The organism is Pseudoalteromonas sp. RW-H-Ap-1 (assembly GCF_048318575.1).
GTDB lineage: Bacteria > Pseudomonadota > Gammaproteobacteria > Enterobacterales > Alteromonadaceae > Pseudoalteromonas.
In genome coordinates this window covers 637,146-656,692 of sequence record NZ_CP166997.1, presented here as the reverse complement: position 1 = coordinate 656,692, position 19,547 = coordinate 637,146, and the positions used below count along the sequence as shown (strand labels likewise).

The 19,547-nt window shown below is 40.2% G+C and carries 21 protein-coding genes; 12 read left to right on the top strand and 9 right to left on the bottom strand.

Going from position 1 to position 19,547, the window contains the following annotated elements:
- Nucleotides 1-4: 4 nt before the first annotated feature.
- From AB8618_RS19300 to AB8618_RS19280, 5 genes are all read left to right on the top strand, one after another.
- Nucleotides 5-403, top strand: a complete 399-nt coding sequence (locus AB8618_RS19300) for a thiol-disulfide oxidoreductase DCC family protein (protein WP_409425799.1) — start codon at nucleotides 5-7, stop codon at nucleotides 401-403.
- Nucleotides 400-1,125, top strand: coding sequence for an SDR family oxidoreductase (locus AB8618_RS19295; RefSeq protein ID WP_409425798.1), 726 nt, complete (start codon nucleotides 400-402; stop codon nucleotides 1,123-1,125). Before AB8618_RS19300 ends, AB8618_RS19295 begins: the two co-directional genes overlap by 4 nt.
- 11 nt (nucleotides 1,126-1,136) lie before the next feature.
- Entirely contained in the window at nucleotides 1,137-1,745 is a 609-nt protein-coding gene (locus tag AB8618_RS19290; protein ID WP_131692138.1) for a flavin reductase family protein, read from the top strand.
- Between the two features lie 137 nt (nucleotides 1,746-1,882).
- Nucleotides 1,883-3,103 (top strand): M24 family metallopeptidase, encoded by a 1,221-nt coding sequence (locus tag AB8618_RS19285; protein WP_413403079.1) that lies wholly within the window; start codon nucleotides 1,883-1,885, stop codon nucleotides 3,101-3,103.
- A 121-nt stretch (nucleotides 3,104-3,224) separates the two neighbouring features.
- Nucleotides 3,225-3,881, top strand: a complete 657-nt coding sequence (locus tag AB8618_RS19280) for a DsbA family oxidoreductase (protein ID WP_413403077.1) — start codon at nucleotides 3,225-3,227, stop codon at nucleotides 3,879-3,881.
- A gap of 26 nt (nucleotides 3,882-3,907) precedes the next feature.
- Here AB8618_RS19280 and AB8618_RS19275 read toward each other — a convergent pair whose 3' ends face one another.
- The 5 genes from AB8618_RS19275 to AB8618_RS19255 form a co-directional block, all read right to left on the bottom strand.
- Complete coding sequence (locus AB8618_RS19275) at nucleotides 3,908-4,714, bottom strand: hypothetical protein (RefSeq protein WP_409425795.1); 807 nt, start codon at nucleotides 4,712-4,714, stop codon at nucleotides 3,908-3,910.
- 71 nt (nucleotides 4,715-4,785) lie between these two features.
- Nucleotides 4,786-5,064, bottom strand: a complete 279-nt coding sequence (locus tag AB8618_RS19270) for a peptidylprolyl isomerase (RefSeq protein ID WP_138606824.1) — start codon at nucleotides 5,062-5,064, stop codon at nucleotides 4,786-4,788.
- Nucleotides 5,065-5,151: 87 nt separating this feature from the next.
- Nucleotides 5,152-5,574, bottom strand: a complete 423-nt coding sequence (locus AB8618_RS19265) for a thiol-disulfide oxidoreductase DCC family protein (RefSeq protein ID WP_409425793.1) — start codon at nucleotides 5,572-5,574, stop codon at nucleotides 5,152-5,154.
- Between the two features lie 27 nt (nucleotides 5,575-5,601).
- Nucleotides 5,602-6,129 carry a response regulator transcription factor gene (locus tag AB8618_RS19260; protein WP_409425792.1) on the bottom strand — a complete coding sequence of 176 codons (528 nt, stop codon included), beginning with the start codon at nucleotides 6,127-6,129 and terminating at the stop codon, nucleotides 5,602-5,604.
- Complete coding sequence (locus AB8618_RS19255) at nucleotides 6,126-7,364, bottom strand: sensor histidine kinase (protein WP_413403074.1); 1,239 nt, start codon at nucleotides 7,362-7,364, stop codon at nucleotides 6,126-6,128. Before AB8618_RS19255 ends, AB8618_RS19260 begins: the two co-directional genes overlap by 4 nt.
- Before the next feature lie 375 nt (nucleotides 7,365-7,739).
- On the opposite strand from AB8618_RS19255, the gene AB8618_RS19250 reads away from it, so the two are divergent.
- Nucleotides 7,740-8,819, top strand: coding sequence for a ketoacyl-ACP synthase III (locus tag AB8618_RS19250; RefSeq protein ID WP_413403072.1), 1,080 nt, complete (start codon nucleotides 7,740-7,742; stop codon nucleotides 8,817-8,819).
- Nucleotides 8,820-8,902: 83 nt separating this feature from the next.
- On the top strand, nucleotides 8,903-9,289 hold the full coding sequence (locus AB8618_RS19245) for a VOC family protein (protein WP_409425789.1): 387 nt from the start codon (nucleotides 8,903-8,905) through the stop codon (nucleotides 9,287-9,289).
- 51 nt (nucleotides 9,290-9,340) lie between these two features.
- On the opposite strand, the gene AB8618_RS19240 is transcribed toward AB8618_RS19245, so the two are convergent.
- Together AB8618_RS19240 and AB8618_RS19235 are read right to left on the bottom strand one after the other, a co-directional pair.
- On the bottom strand, nucleotides 9,341-10,702 hold the full coding sequence (locus AB8618_RS19240; RefSeq protein ID WP_413403070.1) for a leucyl aminopeptidase family protein: 1,362 nt from the start codon (nucleotides 10,700-10,702) through the stop codon (nucleotides 9,341-9,343).
- Nucleotides 10,703-10,785: 83 nt separating this feature from the next.
- Nucleotides 10,786-11,208: a hypothetical protein gene (locus AB8618_RS19235; RefSeq protein ID WP_178957339.1), complete on the bottom strand. Its 423-nt coding sequence runs from the start codon at nucleotides 11,206-11,208 to the stop codon at nucleotides 10,786-10,788.
- Between the two features lie 103 nt (nucleotides 11,209-11,311).
- Between AB8618_RS19235 and AB8618_RS19230 the strand changes: the two genes are divergently transcribed.
- The 3 genes from AB8618_RS19230 (at nucleotide 11,312) to AB8618_RS19220 (ending at nucleotide 15,961) form a co-directional block, all read left to right on the top strand.
- Nucleotides 11,312-11,470 carry an oxidoreductase-like domain-containing protein gene (locus AB8618_RS19230; protein ID WP_138606804.1) on the top strand — a complete coding sequence of 53 codons (159 nt, stop codon included), beginning with the start codon at nucleotides 11,312-11,314 and terminating at the stop codon, nucleotides 11,468-11,470.
- A gap of 333 nt (nucleotides 11,471-11,803) precedes the next feature.
- Nucleotides 11,804-14,374, top strand: coding sequence for a TonB-dependent receptor plug domain-containing protein (locus tag AB8618_RS19225; protein ID WP_178957342.1), 2,571 nt, complete (start codon nucleotides 11,804-11,806; stop codon nucleotides 14,372-14,374).
- A gap of 144 nt (nucleotides 14,375-14,518) precedes the next feature.
- Complete coding sequence (locus tag AB8618_RS19220; RefSeq protein WP_409425785.1) at nucleotides 14,519-15,961, top strand: tetratricopeptide repeat-containing sulfotransferase family protein; 1,443 nt, start codon at nucleotides 14,519-14,521, stop codon at nucleotides 15,959-15,961.
- On the opposite strand, the gene AB8618_RS19215 is transcribed toward AB8618_RS19220, so the two are convergent.
- On the bottom strand, nucleotides 15,930-16,838 hold the full coding sequence (locus tag AB8618_RS19215) for an alpha/beta fold hydrolase (protein ID WP_409425784.1): 909 nt from the start codon (nucleotides 16,836-16,838) through the stop codon (nucleotides 15,930-15,932). The genes AB8618_RS19220 and AB8618_RS19215 overlap by 32 nt on opposite strands.
- A gap of 129 nt (nucleotides 16,839-16,967) precedes the next feature.
- Between AB8618_RS19215 and rlmF the strand changes: the two genes are divergently transcribed.
- Both rlmF and ltaE read left to right on the top strand, forming a co-directional pair.
- Nucleotides 16,968-17,900: a 23S rRNA (adenine(1618)-N(6))-methyltransferase RlmF gene (gene rlmF, locus AB8618_RS19210; protein ID WP_178957347.1), complete on the top strand. Its 933-nt coding sequence runs from the start codon at nucleotides 16,968-16,970 to the stop codon at nucleotides 17,898-17,900.
- A gap of 20 nt (nucleotides 17,901-17,920) precedes the next feature.
- Nucleotides 17,921-18,925, top strand: a complete 1,005-nt coding sequence (gene ltaE / locus AB8618_RS19205) for a low-specificity L-threonine aldolase (RefSeq protein WP_413403066.1) — start codon at nucleotides 17,921-17,923, stop codon at nucleotides 18,923-18,925.
- Here the strand turns inward: ltaE and AB8618_RS19200 are convergent.
- Nucleotides 18,908-19,492, bottom strand: coding sequence for a thymidine kinase (locus AB8618_RS19200; protein WP_178957351.1), 585 nt, complete (start codon nucleotides 19,490-19,492; stop codon nucleotides 18,908-18,910). The genes ltaE and AB8618_RS19200 overlap by 18 nt on opposite strands.
- Between the last annotated feature and the right edge of the window lie 55 nt (nucleotides 19,493-19,547).

Sequence of the window (19,547 nt, the reverse complement as noted above, 5' to 3'; positions counted from 1 at the left end):
TGACATGATCATTTTTTACGATGGTAATTGCCCCCTTTGCAATGCAGAGATGCAGCATTTAAAACGTGCCGATGTTGATCATAAAATTACACTCGAAGATTTAAATGCTGAAGACTTTAGTACGCGTTTTCCTGCAATCGATAAGCAACACGCCATGAATATATTGCATGCCCAAACTGATAATGGACAGATGATTTACGGCTTAGACGTGACTTATCAAGCTTGGCGGACTGTTGGCAAATACCGTTGGCTTAAGATTATTCGTTTGCCAGTCATTCGTTTTTTTGCCGATCATGCTTATACTTTCTTTGCTAAGTACCGTCATCACATTAGCCGTTTTTTAATGCCTAATGCACAGTGCAATTCAGGTCAATGCAATATCAAAACCAAAGGTGGAAAATGAAAACAGTGATTTTATTTGGCGCCAGTAGCGCCATTGCTCAATCTTACGTTAATCACTTAAGCCAACAAGCAACACAATTTAATATCATTTGTGTTAGCTCATCGAATATTAATCACAGTGATAAAAGTGTAACCTATTTTCATAGCGACTATTCAGCGCAAAGCTTGAGCGAGCTTACTGAATCGCTAAAGTCTCAGCAGATTGAGCTTGCTCAGGTGATTATATTTAATGGTCAATTGCACAACAACCAGCACATGCCTGAAAAAAAACTCGAGGACATCAATAGTGATTATTTTATGCAGCTTATGCACTCTAATACGCTTGTCCCCCTGCTATGCATGCAAAGCATAATGCCATTACTTAACCACAAAGTTCATTGCACAATTACCGCTTTAAGTGCTCGTGTAGGTAGTATTAACGACAATAAATTGGGTGGCTGGTACACCTATCGCGCATCAAAATCAGCACTTAATATGCTATTTAAAACAGCCGCTATTGAGCTTGCTCGTCGTGCTAAAAACACTAAACTAGTCTTATTTCACCCAGGTACCACAGATACTGAGCTATCTAAGCCATTTCAAAAAAATGTACCTGCCGATAAACTATTTACCCCTGAGTTTGTTGCCCAGCAATTATTTAAATTTACTTACGATAATCCCCAATTAGAACTTAACGGCGAACCTGCCTACCTAGATTGGCAAGGAAACACTATAAAATGGTAAGGAATCAACACATACATTTTTCCAAAGATCGCATAGCCGCACTTGAAAAACACACACGCACACACTTTATAAATTCGCTGTCAGGATTTAAAAGTGCCAACCTAATTGGCACGCAAGATGAGCAAGGTAATACCAATTTAGCCATCGTTAGTTCGGTTATTCATTTGGGCGCACACCCGCCGCTAGTAGGCATGATAATGCGCCCACACAGTGTGCCAAGGCATACATTTGAAAATATTATAGAAACGGGCGTTTATACTATAAACCAAGTAAATAGTGATATTTACCAGCAGGCACACCAAACCTCTGCCCGCTATAGCAAAGACGAGTGCGAGTTTGATGCAACCAACTTGACTAAAGAATATTTAAACGAGTTTAACGCCCCCTTTGTTGCGCAAAGTCGACTCAAATACGCGGTAAAATTTGTTGAGAACCAACATTTAGCGGTCAATGGTACCGAATTGGTTATTGGTGAAATAATGGATGTATATGTGGATGAATCAGCACTCCAAAGTGATGGTTTTTTAGATTTACAAGCCATTGATACGGTTGCTGTAACCGGATTAGATAGCTACCACACGGCAAATAAGCTCACTCGCCTACCCTATGCAAAAAAATAGCCCGATGTTATCAAGCCCTTCAAATAAGCGACTTGATAACTCCCCCCATTTTTTGAACCCCTTGTTCACTAATCGCAATTAGTTTGAATTTAAACTGTTAAACCTACACACTATGCAAAATTTTGTAGGAGAAATATATGACCACAGTTGGTATTGGTACTCACACACCCGAGCAAGCACTTGCTAGTTTAAGTAATATGACTCACTCAGTAACGCCGATTCAGGCCGATGAGTATTTAGCGCGTATGGCCAAAGCACAAGCCTATATGCAAGCGCACAACATTGATGCCATTTATTTAAACGCAGGTACCAACTTAACTTATTTCACCGGAATGAAATGGTATGCCAGTGAACGACTTGTTGGCGCTATTTTACCTGCCGTAGGTGATGTGCAATACATTGCTCCACATTTTGAAATTGGTTCTTTAAATGGCTTTAAGGTTATTGATGGCCCAATACACGGCTGGCAAGAGCATGAAAGCCCGTTTGAGCTATTCGTTAAAGTGCTTAAGCAGCTCAATATTAGCGACACTGCTACCGTTGGTATTGATGAAAGCGCACAGTTTTTTATTTTTGATGGTATCAATAAAGCCAGTTCAGGGTTAAAACTGGTGAACGCTCAACCAGTCACTGCGCATTGTCGAATGCATAAATCAGCCAATGAATTAGCATTAATGCAATGTGCCATGGATATGACTTTGGCGGTTCATCAGGCTACAGCGAGCATGCTTTATGAAGGAATTAGCACCGTAGAAGTCGAAGAATTTATAAAAAAAGCCCATCAAAAAGTAGGTGCCCCAGGTAATTACTTCTGTATTGTATTGTTTGGCCTTGCTACCTCATTCCCACATGGCGTAAAAGACCCACAAATTTTGAAAAAAGGCGACATGGTGCTCATCGATACTGGATGTAAAGTGCACGATTACCTTTCTGATATTACGCGTACTTATGTATTTGGTGAAGCAACCAGCCGACAACGCCTGTTTTGGGATTTTGAAAAAGCGGCACAGTTAGCAGCTTTCAATCAAGCAGCCCTTGGCGAAACCTGTGAATCGGTTGATCAAGCAGCTCGCAGCTACTTAGCAGCACAAAATTTAGGACCTGAGTATCAAACACCAGGTTGCCCACATCGTACAGGCCATGGTATTGGTTTAGACATTCACGAATGGCCATATTTAGTTGGCGGTGATAAAACCCCGCTTGCCACTGGCATGTGTTTTAGTAACGAACCCATGCTAGTTATTCCAGATGAGTTTGGGGTGAGATTAGAAGATCACTTTTACATGACAGATGATGGTCCGCGCTGGTTTACTCAACCGAGTCATAGCATTGATGACCCGTTTGGCTTAAACAGCTAATATATGAATCATTTAATAAAAAGAGCAGCACCTTAGCTGCTCTTTTTATGTCCAATGATTGATAAAGTAGACTTCATCCCAATATCCATTGTTATTACTAAGCAATCCTTCAAGGATCCCTATGAAAAACTTTAAAATTGATATCGTCTCAGATGTAATGTGCCCGTGGTGTATTATCGGTTACAAGAACTTAGAGACCGCATTGGCAGAATTAAAAGAAGAAATGAGTGCGGATATTACATGGCACCCTTTTGAGCTTAATCCAGATATGCTACTTGAAGGGCAAGACTTAAACGAGCACTTGCAGCAAAAATACAGTTTAACCAAAGAAGAAAGCGCGCGAAATCGTCAAAACATGGCGGATGCGGGTGAACGAGCTGGGTTTACCTTTAATTTTGACGGTAAACGCATCATGATCAACAGCTTTGATCTACACCGCTTGCTAATGTGGGCGCGTGAAGAGGGTAAGCAAACTGAGCTGAAATTGGCGTTTTTTGAAGCACACTTCACCGATTTAAAATATTTAAATCAAGAAGATGCATTACTGGATGTGGTAGAAAAAGTGGGTCTTAACAAAGACACAGCTCGTGATATTTTACACTCAGATAAATACGTACAAGCGGTTCGCGAAGAGCAAAATAACTTTAAGCAAATGGGTATTACTTCAGTGCCTACTTTCATTATAAATGATAAGTATGCGCTTACCGGTGGGCAGCCGAGTGAGTCATTTATTCAAGCACTTAAGCAAATAAGCGAAGAAGAAGCCAAGCAAGATTAGCAAACAGTTTTACAGCGATAATAACCTTATCGCTGTTTCAGTTTAAACACTGTTCGCTGACTTAAACCAAGCCCATCCTCAACATCATGGTAAAATTGCGTATAGAGTGCATCAAGCTCGCCTTTTTGTGCTAGCTTTGTTAAGCCCTGCTGTAATAAGTCGATAATTGCTTTATTTTTTTCATTTGCATAAAAGTAATAAAAATTATCATACTGCAGCATAATATGCGGCTCAACGACAAAGTTATACTGTGGGCTTTTTTGTATTTCAGTTCTAATCGCAGTTACTGAGCGAGGAAAGTAATCGCCAAGCCCTTCATCTAACGCCTTTAACATGCTTTCATAACTCAAATCACCATTAACTGTTAAACCATTGCTCTTTAATACATAATAATCAGACCAACTTTGCTTTTGTAAAGCTATATATGGCTTTAGTTGTTCAAGGGTTTTTATATCTGAAAATTCGCCCAGCCGGCTTTGTTTTATCATCAGTAAACGTTTTGAGTGCAAGCCGTAGTATATTGGAAAGGTTGTGTGTACAAGGCTGCTTGCTTGCTCTTTTGACATACTTAACCAGGCAAAATTAATTATTCCATCGCGCTTTAGCTCTTCAAGTACTCGTTTAGTATTCATCGGCTCAACACTATAACTAATATTGAGTTTAACATTCATCTGCGCAAAGCTTTTTTCTAATAAGCTCAAAACATAATGATTTTTAGGCATATTAGGTGTGCTCGGTTTCCCTAATTTGAGCGTCACTATTTGCTCGCTTCCCCAAGCAAAAGATGACAGGGTAATAAGGATAACACTGCAGCATAAATTAAATAACTTCATGGTCATTCCAAGTTACTTTGCATTTATAAAATGGGGAATAGTAAGTATAGCGGGAACTTAAAATTACGCTTTTAGGTGCGATAAAGTACTTTAATCACATGCCAACCAAATTTTGTTTTTACCAAATGTGGCTCTAAAATCTCGCCTTTAAACGCAATTTTATCAAACTGTGGAACCATTTGACCGCGTCTAAATTCGCCTAAATCTCCGCCCTTTTTGCCCGACGGACAAGACGAGTATTTTTTAGCTAAGGTTTGAAACTTTGCGCCTTTACCTAATTGCTTAATGATGTCTTCTGCAATCTCTTTGTGCTTAACCAAAATGTGAAGTGCGTGTGCTGTATTTGCCATGAGAAAGCCCTTAAAACCTATTTACTAGTAATCAAACGCCGCGATTTTAGCACAGCCTAAGTGATACAGCACTTGCTAAAAATGTGGCTATAAGTAGTGTTCTTCATCTTTTTGCAGAGGAATTCGACAGTGTTGGTATTTACCAAATAATGTATAACGGTTTTTAGCCACTTTGTTATAAAGCCAATCAGTCAGCCTTCGTGGTAATAACTTAAATACGCTAAGCAACTTCCACGGATAACTTAACTGGCTTAACACCCGAAAAACGGCTTGGCTACGGGTAAATGGCTTTTGTGCTTCTATATAAATCATCGAAGTAAAATTGGTAGTGGAAAAACCAAATTGAGCAAGTAGCGTTTGCCCTGCCGACGATTGCACGCTGCACAATTTAAATTTTATGGTCGGATCGTGAGCTATAATAAAATTAGACCACACACTACAAAGCTTACATTGCGCATCAAATAATATAATTTTTTGATTTAACATTAATTCCGCGGAATCATCGCTCATAAAACTTTTCACAAATTAAGTACTAAACTACTGCCGCACTGGCTTTTTTTGTAGCTTACGCTGCAAGGTGCGCCTATGCATATTTAACTGCCTAGCGGTCATTGATACATTACCGTTATTACTTTGTAAAACATGTTGAATATGCTCCCACTCTAAACGTTCGGGCGACATAACCCCCTCTGAAATTTCAGTTGCTGCCGTACTTGCCACCTCAACTTTGAGTGCTTTTAATAAACTTGCCATATCAACAGGCTTAGTTAAATAGTCATTAGCCCCTAAGCGCATCGCCTCTACCGCCGTTGCTATACTTGCAAAGCCAGTGAGCAATACAATATGAGCATGTGTGAGTAAATGGCGCAGCGGTGCAATCAGCGACAGTCCATTCTCATCGGCCAGCTTCATATCTAATAAAATACAGTTAGGCTGTTGCTGACGAGCCCTTAGAAGTGCATCAGTGTGATTATGTGCGATCTCGCAATTAAACCCGTGCTTAGTTAGCCGACGTGCTAACGTCGTCGCTAAATTAATATCATCCTCAACAATAAGTAGCTTCATGCTTTTGTCTCTGCTGTTAATAGTGGCATTGTTATCTTTGCAACCGCTCCGCCTTCGGGATGATTATATACCGTTAGCGAGCCATTTAACCTCTCAAACGTCACATTTGATAACATAACTGCGATCCCCATGCCTTGCTCACTAGGCATCAAATGCCCACCTAACTCCGCTAACTCTGAGGATGAAAAGCCAGCACCAAAATCACGAATAATTAACGCAATGTTTTGCGCATCAGGTTGCTGCCAACTTAGTTCAAGTTGCACTTGGCCGTGCTTTTGATTAGCAAGTACTGCATTTTGTAATAAATTTAAAATTGCAGGTAGCAGCATAGCGTCACTTTGTAATGTGGCTTCAGGTGCCCCGTTAAGCCAGTTTATTTGTTGATTAGGATATTGTAATAGTAACGTATCATGAATTTGATTTTGCAATTGCTCTGCTTTAATGGGTGCTTGAGTGTTTTGATCCCGTAACTGCATTGAGAGATTTCTAAAGTCGTTAAGCTGAGTGCGGCATTGCAATAGCGGCGTTTGCATTTGCTGAATAACTTCATTGTCGGGATGCTCTTCTAAAAGCTCTTCAAACAATAATTGTAAATTAGCAATCGGTGTTGCTAATTGATGAGTAATTTGCGCCGCAGCGCCATCAAGTGTAACCAGTTGTTCATTGCGCAACTGTTTTTCTCTAACTTTGGCAATAGTGCGCTCACGCTGCTGCAAAGCGCGGTTCATCGCCCCTATCACTAGCGCTATTACGCAAGCACTTATAACAAAGTTAACCCACATACCAATAAAATGACCATTCATGTTCATTTGGTGCATACTGTGTTCGGGCATTCTAATTAATAATAAGCTATAAGCGGCAATCGCCAATATAGCGATATAGGCAAGCCCTCGAGCGCTTAATGTAATGGCAGCTATCATAATAGGCAACAATAGTAACGACACAAATGCGTTAGTGGCACCCCCGCTTAAAGACAACAAAATGGTTAAAAAAAGCACATCGGCGGTCAATTGCATTAGCATGCCAATTGGCTTTGCTTGGCTTACATGCCGGTAGGCAAATACACTGGCTAACTGAAAAACCGCCTCAACAGCAATAACCCCTAACAACGGCATAAGTGCAATTTGATGTTCCAATAAAAAATATACACTGAGTACCGTAATAAGCTGGACAACAATGGCACCACTGCGCAGCATTAATAATCGGCTAATAGCTGGGTCGGTTTTAATTAACACGATAGAGTTCCTGAATACACTGGGTTTTATTATTTATGATTAACATGCTTTTTTTATTGCATTTATTATACACTAAACCATCTCATATTAGACTCTGACTTAGCTACACTCAAGCATACATCGCGGATAAGGCTGTTGTTTTTTGTAAGCACTAAAGCGCGATGGACTAACTTGGAAAAAAGCGCCTAAGCTACATGCTTTTTGGTTTACAAAGTAAAAACCAATAATTAACCTTTCACTAATAATGCAACAAACAATTGGTAAAAAAGCAGTGATTACAGCCCTATAGCTGCTATAAACTAGTGTTAATAGCTAATTTTTGTTATAACGTACTCATTAGACGAACACGTCATACCACTTTTAAGAGAACACACTATGCCTTACGCACATATCACTGGTTGGGGGAAATGCATTCCACCAGCTAGCATCAGCAACGACGAAATAAGTGAAATTGTAGATACCACCGATGAGTGGATCACCACGCGTACCGGTATCAAAGCACGTAGAGTAAGCCATGTAACTACCGCCGAGCTTGCTAGTGTAGCTGCAAAACATGCCATTGCTTGTGCAGGTATAGATGCAAAAGACATCGATTTAGTTATTTTAGCAACGTGCACGCCGTCAACTGTAGTGGCAAACACCGCTTCATTGGTACAAAAAAATATCGGTGCCACAGGCGCTGCAGCCATGGACACCAACGCAGCATGTTCTGGTTTTTTATATGCTTTACAAGCTGCGACTGCGCAAATTCAGGCCGGTATGATCAAAAAAGCCGTAGTTATTGCCGCTGAACGCATGACGTGGTATGTAAACTGGGCACGACGCGATAGCGCAGTATTATTTGGTGATGGTGCCGGTGCCGTTGTGCTTGAAGCAGCAGAAACACCTGCAGGCTTATTAGGAACTAAAACCGGCTGTGACAGCGAAGATCGTGATATTTTACACATTACTAATTTCGGCAGTGATTTAAATAAATATGAGCCAATTGGCCCATCAGATCTTTTATTTGAAGGTCGTGAAATATTTAAACGTGCGGTTAAAGGCATGAGTGAAGCCTGTGACGACGTGCTTGAACAGGCAAACCTTAAGTTAGACGATATAGACGTACTTGTGCCACATCAAGCTAATTTGCGCATTATTCAAGCAATTCAAAATCGTTTAAAGGTTGAAGACAGCAAAGTAATGGTTAACATTGGCGAATACGGTAATACCTCTGCTGCGACGATTGCCATTGCGCTGTGCGAAGCCGTTGAGCAAGGTTTAATTAAGCCGCATGCCAATATTATGTCGGCTGCATTTGGAGCAGGCCTAACGTGGGCGGCAAGCTATATCAAATGGGGCGAGCGAGTAACACCTATTGCTGTTAGCGATGCTATGCTTCCACCGTGTGATAAAACAGGTTTAGAGCTTGTTGCACCGGCTGTAAAAGCGTGTAAAGACGCAGAGCCTACCTAAAAGCTAATATTACACCAAGCAAATATGTATTGATAAACAGCGCACTGCTTTCAGTGCGCTTTTTTGTTTTTTAAGGAAAATATATGCAACTACTAGGCATTCATCATGTAGCCATCATTTGCAGTAACTACCCTCGCTCTAAACATTTCTATAGTGAAATATTAAAGCTCTCAATTATCAATGAGCACTATCGAGCAGAGCGAAAGTCTTTTAAGCTCGATTTAGCTTTACCAGATGGCAGTCAGCTCGAATTATTTTCGTTTAATGATGCGCCAAGTAGACCTAGCTACCCCGAAGCACAAGGACTTAGACATTTAGCATTTAAAGTTGAGTGTATTAATACTGCTAAACATTATTTAGAGTCACACAATGTGTGTGTCGAAGATATTAGAGAAGATGAAATAACCGGCAAAAAATTCACCTTTTTTGCCGATCCAGATGGTTTACCCCTTGAGTTATATACGCTTTAACATCAAATAACTCAAGGCAAGGTATGTTTGATTTAGTTAACCCAAGCTAGGTTAGTTAAATCGATTTTGTAGATAAGTAAATACAGCACGAATACCCAAAGCTTCACCACCTGCAGGGCGCCCGGGTAATGCACGTAAATTCCATGCCATTACATCAAAGTGAACCCATGGTGTATTTGGCTCTACAAACTCTTTCAAATAAAGCGCAGCGGTAATTGCGCCACCAAATGGCGTGCTTGAACAGTTAGTCATATCAGCCACATCGCTTTTCAAAAATGGGGTGTATTGCTCGAATAACGGCAATTGCCAAACAGGGTCGTTAACTTGCATACCCGAGTCCATAATCGCATTAGCTACATCACGTTCCGTTGAGAAAAAGCCTGGCAGTTCTGTCCCTAAAGCAACACGACATGCACCGGTTAAAGTAGCGAAATCAATAATTAATTCAGGATCATCGTTTTGTGCTTCGCTTAGCGCATCACACAGAACTAGTCGCCCTTCTGCATCAGTATTATCTATTTCGACCATAATACCTTTACGTGTTTTTATTACATCGCCTGGGCGAAATGCATTACGCGAAACGGCATTCTCAACCGCAGGGACTAACACGCGAAGACGTATTGGTAAGTTAGCGGCCATAATTAGTTGTGCTAAGGCAATAACATGTGCGGCCCCGCCCATGTCTTTTTTCATGTTACGCATGCCTGAACTTGGTTTTAAATCCAGTCCACCTGAGTCAAAACATACACCTTTACCTACTAATGTAATTAGCGGCGCATCAATCGCACCCCACTTCAAATCGAGTAAACGCGGTTTGTTTTCACTTGCACGGCCTACCATATGAATAGTTGGGTAATTTTGTTCTAATAACTCATCACCTACCCATTGAGTAAACTCGCCGTCGAATGTATCAGCTAAATCGCTCATTACCTGTGATAAGTGCTGCGGCATCATATCAGCAGCGGGGGTATTTACTAAATCACGGGCTAGATTAATTGCATCTGCTTGTTGTTTTACTTGTTCATATAATGTTTTATCAGCAATGCCAAGCTGAGCTTTAGCTGTGGCTTTTTGTTTATACTCACTGAACTCATAACCACCTAACACAAATCCTAAAGCAAGTTGAGAAACTAACGATTCATCACCCTGAATTTGATAGCAGCCTTTAGGTAATTTACTTGCAAGCTCGCCAGCGGCCCAAAAATCATCAGCTCGTTGCATAATACAAAATACTTGGCTTAGTTCACCCGTTTCTGCGTTTGGTATTAACGCCAGCCCTGACTTTTCAAAATCGGTATTTGCAAGCCACTGCTGCACAAAGCTCGGTTGCTGAGTAAGCCAGTCTGTTAATTCATTTTTAACAACAAAAGATAGAGGGATACCTGAAGAGGTATGACAAAGTAAAGCGCTCATTAATGACTCACATAATAGAAATTGATGTCCTAGCATAACAATAAGCACTATTAAAAGGTATAGCTAATTATACTCTAACTAGCTTACTTCTTTTCGGAGGGAGTTGAGTCTTGCTGTTGGTTTTGTTGAGTAATTTCTTGATCAATTTCTTTCATAGGCTTATTCATACTAAAAGAGCTCGGCAAAACATCAACACCCACTAACTGCCCTAGCTTAACAACCAATGGAATAGTTAATGGTGCAAAAGGTAATAACGCAAAAATGCCTAGCCCCAACCCTTTTAAAATATCAACAAACTGCTCATTGGCGCGTTTTAGCTCTGCTTTGTTTGTTTGCCCTTGAGTATAACGCTTGTAGGTTATTAGCATCTCTTTGGTTTCTTGCCTTTCTTGAGCAAGGGCTATTTTAAGCGCGACCATAGCACGGCGAAAACGCAGTTGCTGTCGCTTTTTACTAATTTTAGCAACCCGCCAGGGGGCACGATGAATGACTTTATATAATCGCATAGCCTGTATTCTCACACAGCGCTCTAAGTTCACAAAGAATAATTTACACGCTTTGTTCAATCATTTATTCTAAGTGTCCTTTTTTCCACTTTTGTAATAAAAAATGCAAAAAAATCGCCCCGACACTAAACCCGAAAGACCAAAATCTGATGAATGCTGTGGCGGCGGCAGTTGCTGCCCTTGTGTGTGGGATGAATATAAAGAAAAGCTGGCAGCGTGGAAAAAACATCATGGTGAAAATATCAACAGCAAATCAATTTAATTCAATAATATAAAATGACTAAATTAACTTACTTAGTTAGTCATTATGTATCAATGTCTGTTTTTTCCTCCTTTTCTCGCCCTAGCTGCAATTAACTCTGCGTTATTTTTAGATAAATCATTTGTTTCAACTTGTTAAATAGTGGTTAATTACCCATTGCCCTCTTTAGTTTTTTTATCTATAGTCTATTTCGAGGACTCACAGGAGGTGCGCTTAATTAATTAAGCTTTTAGGAGTGAGTTAGCTATATTTGCTCCCCATTGAACGTGAAATGTCCACAATAATAAGTCAGTAATAGACTATACAAATCAATTCTAACTGGGGATATTTAGAATGAAATTAAAAAGCAACGCGCTTCAACAGGCCATCAAATTTGCTCTAGCAACAACAGCCGCAGGCTTGTTTGTTTCTGGTTCAGCAATTGCTCAAGAAGAGCAAACAGAAGTTAAAGTAAACAAAAATGTAGAAAAAATTGCCGTAGTAGGTACGCGCTCTGCGCCCCGCTCTATTGGTGACTCACCTGTTCCTATCGATATCATCGGTGGTGAAGAACTTAGCAAATCAGGTAATACTGATATGCTAGAGCTGTTAAAAGGGGCTATTCCTTCTTTAAACGTTCACTCAATGCCAATTAGTGATGCCGCTTCACTAGTGCGCCCTGCAAACTTACGCGGACTACCTTCAGATAGCACATTAATCTTACTTAACGGCAAACGTCGTCATCGCGCTTCAGTTATTGCCTTTTTAGGTGGTGGTATTAATGATGGTGCGCAAGGTGCCGACATTTCAGTTATTCCAAGTATTGCACTGAAACAAGTAGAAGTACTTCGCGATGGTGCTGCTGCACAATATGGTTCTGATGCAATTGCTGGGGTTTTAAACTTCCAACTTAAAGATGCCTCGGAAGGCGGGTCATTTGAAGTTCGAAAAGGCCAATATTACGAAGGCGACGGTGATACAACCCAAATTTCAGGTAATGTGGGTTTACCGTTTACCGATAGCGGTTTTGCAAATTTAAGCTTTCAGTACAAAACAGCCGATGCGACTAGCCGCTCGGTACAAAGACCGGATGCCGCAGCACTTGATGCAGCTGGTGTTCCTGACATTGCTCCAATCACCCAAGTATGGGGTGCACCAGAGGTTGATGACGACATCTCTATCTTTGGTAATGTTGGTTTAGAGCTAACTAATGACTCACAATTTTATATGTTTGGTAACTATTCTGAACGTGATGTACGTGGTGGTTTTTATTACCGTAACCCGCATACTCGCCCTGGTGCATACTCAAATGATGGTGGCGAAACACTCCTTGTTGGTGATTTAACCGGCGACATGAGCGGTAATTGTCCAACAATCATGATTGATGACAACGTTCTTGATAACCCTGACTACATTAATGGTGTAGCAAACAACCCTGATTGTTTCGCATTTAACGAAATGCTTCCGGGCGGTTTTACACCAAACTTTGGTGGCAATATCACAGATACGTCACTCACTATTGGTACTAAAGGCGAGTTTACTGGCGGCTTTTTAGAAGGCGCTTACTATGATTTAAGCGGTACTGTAGGGTATAACGAATCTCGCTACTTTATATACGACACAATCAATGCATCATTGGGTCCAGATAGCCCGCGTGATTTTAGCCCAGGTAAATATGAACAATTAGAGAAAAACTTTAATTTTGATATTTCAAAGGGTTTTGACTTTGACTTAGCTTACGATGTAAACATTGCCGGTGGTTTAGAGTGGCATGAAGAAACCTTTACCGTGGTATCAGGCGATGAAGCTTCGTTTATAGCTGGCCCACTAACTGATCAAGGTTTTGGTATTGGTTCTAACGGTTTCCCTGGATTTAAACCATCAGATGCAGGCGAATACGACCGTCGAAACTATGCAGCTTACATTGATATTGAAGCGCCATTTACTGAAGAGTTCTTAATGGGCTTAGCGCTTCGCTACGAAGATTACGATACCTTTGGTTCAACCACTAACTATAAGTTAATGGGTCAATACCACCTTACTGATGATCTGAATATTCGAGGTTCAATTAGCACCGGTTTCCGTGCACCTACCGTAGGCCAAGCGAATGTTAGTAACGTACAAACTAACTTAAGCAGTGGTGTACTGGTAGATTCAGCTTTGTTACCACCTACAAACCCAATTGCTATTCAACTTGGTGGTACTGAACTTGAGCCTGAGGAATCACAAAGCTATACCTTTGGTGCTGTATACACCATGGGCGATTTATTCTTAACAGTTGATTACTACAACATCCAAGTAGATGATCGTATTAGTCAGTCAGATAAAATAGAACTTAGCCAAGCAGATAAAGACACGCTCGAAGCTGCCGGTGTACCTAACGTACAAAACTTAGCGCAAGTTAGTTTCTTTACCAATGACTTTGATACCACTACTCAAGGTGTTGACTTAGTGGCTAACTACTCAGCTGAATTATTCAATGGTAGTTCTACATTTAGCTTAGCGTACAACTGGAATGAAACAGAAGTAACACGCTCAAGTGATATCACAGGAGCATTTAAAGTAAGCCGTCTTGAAAATGATTTACCTAATCACCGTGCAACACTGAGCTGGGCACAGCAATGGGAAAGCTTTTCAGCATTTTCTCGCCTTAATTACTTTGGTGAGTACCAAGGTGTTCACGTAGATTATGATGAAACCGCTAAAATAGCTGATGCAGCAGTAACATTAGATGTTGAAGTAACTTACTTTATGAATGACTCAATCAGTTTCTCAGTCGGTGCACAAAACCTACTGGACCAAGAAGCAGAGAAACTTGATTTTACCGTAGCACCTAATAACAATTGGGGTGGTAAGTACTACGAAACTTCTCCATACGGTATTAATGGTGGTTTTTACTACGCTAAAGCAACCTATACTTTCTAAAATGTGTTAACAACAAGAAAAGGCGAAATGTGTAATGCATTTCGCCTTTTTATTACCCTCTATAAACCCATTTAAAATGACCATTACACTCGCATTTTTTATGGCGTTAGGGTTATAGTAAATAAAAAGAATATTTGTTGTATTATGCTACTAAAAAAAGCAAATGAGTTATTATCACAAAACAAGCTTAGAGAAGCTGAGTTTCATTACAAAACGCTTTTACAATCAGAGCCAGACAATGGTGACGCCCTATTTGGCCTAGGTAAGGTAGCATTGCGTTTAGAACAATTTGATGCCGCCGTGTATATACTACAACGGGCGTGTCAGCATCTACCCTATGTATTAGAACCCTTATATGCACTAAGTGATGCATTTAATGCGGTCAACTCCCCTGAAGATGCGCAAAAAGTACTCGAATACGCAGCCAGTATTGCTACAGAAAACCCAGACACTCATTATTATTTAGCTCAGCACTATTTAAACTTTGGCGAGCTTGATAAAGCGCAGGCCACATTTGAGGAGGCATTAAAGCTTGGGATAGCACCGGTTACGGCTTATGTTTTATTTGAATTGGTACAATTAGGGCGCTTTAATAAAGCAAATAATTACATTGATCAGTTACACCATTTTTTAACGCAAACAAATAACCTACGCTTAAAAATGGTCTGTTACTATGCTTTAGCTAAAAGTTACGACAAGTTAGATGATACTGATCAAGCATTTAATTACTTTGTTATTGCCAATCAGCAACAACGTAAACTCAGTGAATTTAATACTGAGGATTTAATTGGGTTTTATGATCAACTTATTGAATATCACAATGAAAGTGTGCTCAATTTAGCAAAACTAAACAAACAGTACCCTGTCACACCCGTGTTTATTATTGGCATGCCACGAAGCGGTTCAACCCTACTTGAGCAAATGTTAGCAGGGCACAGTCAATGGGCAACGCTTGGAGAGGACACCAGTATTAGTAATAAGGTAGTTGCTTTTTTAGAACATAAAACAGGATTACGCTACCCTCAATGTTTAGCTAAACTAACAACGCCTTTAATTAACCAAGCCAGAGATATTTATTTAGATACGTTAAGCTCTTTTGGAGGCAACTGCCCATTTGTGATCAATAAACTGCCGAGCAACTATCAAAACTTAGGGCTAATTTATATTTTATTCCCAGATGCTAAGTTTATTAACCTGACCCGCAACTTTCACGCAACCGCCTTTTCAGTGTTTACTAATTACTTTGCTGAAAACGAACCCTATTTTTGTGATTTAAATGAATTTACTTTGTACCATCAGCTTTATGAAAAACTGATGAGCCATTGGCAGCAATTTAACCGCTTAGCTATTTATAATTTAAGTTACGAGCAGTTAATTGAAAATCCTAAAGATCAATTAACCGCACTATTGAGTTTTACGGGCTGCGAATTTGAACACACTTGTTTAGACTTTTACAAAAATAAAAGCGCCGTTACAACGCTTAGTAAACATGCCATCAGGCAACCTGTAAATAACAAAAGCCTTGATAAGTGGCAGCGTTATGAAGCCCCTTTACTTAATTTGCTCTCGTTGCCTCAAACCAGTTAAGCACATCCATAAACTGTTCTTGACGTGCCTGAGGGTGAGTAAGCATATTTATATGGTCGTAATCTACTGAATGCCCAAAGCGGCGGCCATATATTTGCATCTTTTGCACCCCAGTACCTGACTCATCAATAAATTTTTGAATATCGATAGGCTGTGCCAATGCTTTATCTTTTACTGCCGCAATATGTAACGTTGGAGGAAGCGTAAGATTTGCTAATGTTTTAGCGTAGTCAAAGCCGTCATCACTGTCTATCCATGGCTTTTGCTTGGCCCACTGCATACTTTGGTAATGCGACTTTTGAGTTTCATCATCACTGCCCCATTTCAAGCGCTTTGCCGGTAAATAACCGTGTTTTTTCGCTAATATGGGTGCCATAAAATACCAAATCAAATTGGCCTGGAATAATTTTTTTGGGTGGTTATTAAATAGCGAACGCTTTGAACCAAAATAGGCACACGCTTTTACATCGTTTATCAACTCAGGGAAGCGAGCAAACACGCTATTAAGCAACACCCCACCCCAAGAATGAGCAACTAAAAAGTCAGGTTTTTTACTCTCTAACTGTTCAATTTTTTCAATGAATGCCGGAATATCCTCAACAATCGCCTCAGTTTGTCCATAACGTGCTTGTTTACAAATGGCAGGTTTACTTTCACCACGGCCACGTAAATCAGCAACGTAGCAACAATACCCTTGTTCAGCTAAAAAAGGCGCTAACCCTTTATTGCTATGAGTGTAAAATATTTTGCCATTTTCTACCGCACCATGAATTAATAGCACCACAGGCCCACTTGGCTGCTGATTTGCGATACGGCGCAAATGCAGTGTTTGATGGTCACCTAATTTAATAAAAACAGACTGTTGAGTAACTGCCAAAGCGAATTCCTTATAATTGCTAACAACTCATCCTACCAGTAATAACTGGTAAGCCAAAGGGAAAATTATGCACTTTTTCTGTCTGTATTTGTTACTATTGGCTTTTATTCCTGTTGTTAAAAAAGCCTCATGAAAGCAAAATCAACTCGTTCTAAATTACATCCGCGCAATCAACACAAAAATGGTTACGATTTTAATTTGCTTACCTCGCAAACCCCTTCGTTAACTGCTTTTTTAATTACGACTCCAGCAGGCAATCAAAGTATTGATTTTAGTAATAACTTAGCTGTCAAAACCTTAAATCAGGCGCTATTAAAAAGTCATTACAATATTAACTTTTGGGACATTCCTGAGCACAACTTATGCCCACCTATTCCAGGTAGAGTTGACTATATTCATTACTTAGCTGACTTACTCAGCGAAGATAATCAGCAGGTTATTCCCACTGGCCGACAAATTAAAGTGCTTGATATAGGCACTGGCGCTAACTTAGTTTACCCGCTAACGGGCAGTAGCGAATACCAATGGCACTTTACTGGCAGCGATATAGACTCTGCAGCAATCAAAATAGCCAAGCAACTCGCTCAGTTTAATGATTTAAAAATAACGCTTAAACAACAAAAAAATCCTGAACATATTTTTAAAGGGGTGATTAATGCGAAAGATTTGTATCATTTAACGATGTGTAACCCGCCATTTCACGCCAGTGCAGAAGAAGCCAATAAAGGCAGTGAACGCAAATGGAAAAACTTAGGCAAAGCGCCTTCGCAAGCACTTAATTTTGGCGGACAAAGCAATGAGCTATGGTGTGAAGGTGGTGAGCTGGCCTTTATTTCTTCCATGATTAAAGAAAGCAGTGATTACAGTGACCAAGTAATTTGGTTTACCTCCTTGGTTTCTAAAAAAGAAACTCTGGCAGCCTTACAAGCACAGCTAAAACAACAGCCTATTAGTGAATTTAAAATTGTTGAAATGGCACAAGGGCAAAAAGTCAGCCGCTTTATTGCATGGAGCTATTTTGATAAGGCCACCCGTGAACAAATTTGTGAAGAATTAGCATAAAAGCCACATAAGGACACCTCATGATAGATTTTCGCTCAGATACAGTAACAAAACCGTGCAGCAAAATGTGGGACATTATGTATCATGCCCCCGTTGGCGATGATGTGTATGGTGATGATGAAAGTGTAAACCAATTAGAAGCTTATGCTCGATTACGCTTTAATGTGCAAGATGCACTTTTTTGTAGCTCAGGCACACAAACAAATCTGCTTGCATTAATGGCCCATTGTGAACGTGGCGATGAGTATATATGTGGCCAAAGTGCTCATAACTACAAGTTTGAAGGCGGTGGCGCTGCCGTTTTAGGCTCTATTCAGCCACAGCCTATTGAAAATGAAGCCGATGGTAGTCTGTGTTTTACTAAAATTGCTGCAGCAATTAAACCCGATGATAGCCACTTTGCAAAAACCCGCCTGTTAAGCCTTGAAAACACCATAGGTGGTAAAGTACTCGGTATTGATTATTTACTCAAAGCCCGCGAATTTGTTAACCAACATAACTTAGCACTGCATTTAGATGGCGCTCGCGCTTTTAATGCCGCTGCCGAGCTTAACGTTGATATTAAAGAAATAACCCAACATTTTGACTCTGTATCTATTTGCTTATCAAAAGGATTAGGTGCACCTGTTGGTTCATTATTGCTTGGTTCAACAGCATTGATAGCCAAAGCAAGACGCTGGCGAAAAGTGCTTGGCGGCGGTATGCGCCAAGCGGGTATATTAGCTGCTGCGGGGCAATATGCTTTAGAAAATAACACGCAACGTTTAGTCGATGACCACGCTAACGCGCGTTATTTAGCAAAACAGTTAAATGAAATTTCAGGCTTTAACGTAAATATGAGTAATACCACAAATATGGTTTACGCTACGTTTGATAACAGCATAAACATCACAAAATTAGCAGCCGATTTAAAAGCACAAGACATTGTGTTTAGCCCAAGTAAGCAACTTAGGCTAGTAACCCATTTAGGTATTACCAAAGCGAATATTGATACCTTTATAAAAGCCTTAACGGCCCATATTTAACGCGGCTTTATAATGTTTGCGGCACACCGATTCATAACGGTCGTTGCCGCCAATTTCTACTTGGTTACCATCGGCAATAGCCTCGCCATTTTCATCGGTACGTAATACGTGATTTGCTTTACGCCCACAATGACATACCGTTTTAAGTTCTATTAACTTATCAGCCCAAGCAAGTAAATATTGCGAGCCGCTAAATAACTCACCTCTAAAGTCGTTTCTTAAGCCATAACACAATACGGGAATACCTAATTCATCGACTACATCGGTTAACTGCATAACTTGATCTTTAGATAAAAACTGACATTCATCCACGAGTACACAATGGCGTTTTTTGTCACTATTGAGCGATTTTATAAGCTCGTATACGTCTTTATTCGCATCATAAATATGTGCATCTGCTTGAAGGCCTATACGTGAGGATACTTTGCCCACTCCTGCTCTATCGTCAATGGCGGCGGTGAGGATCACAGGCTCCATACCGCGCTCTTTATAATTAAACGCTGATTGTAATAAAGTGGTTGATTTACCTGCATTCATTGCAGAGTAGTAAAAGTATAATTGCGCCATGGCCATGCCTTCAAATAAAAAGTGCGCTTATGCTACCCTAAAGTGCAGAGAATAC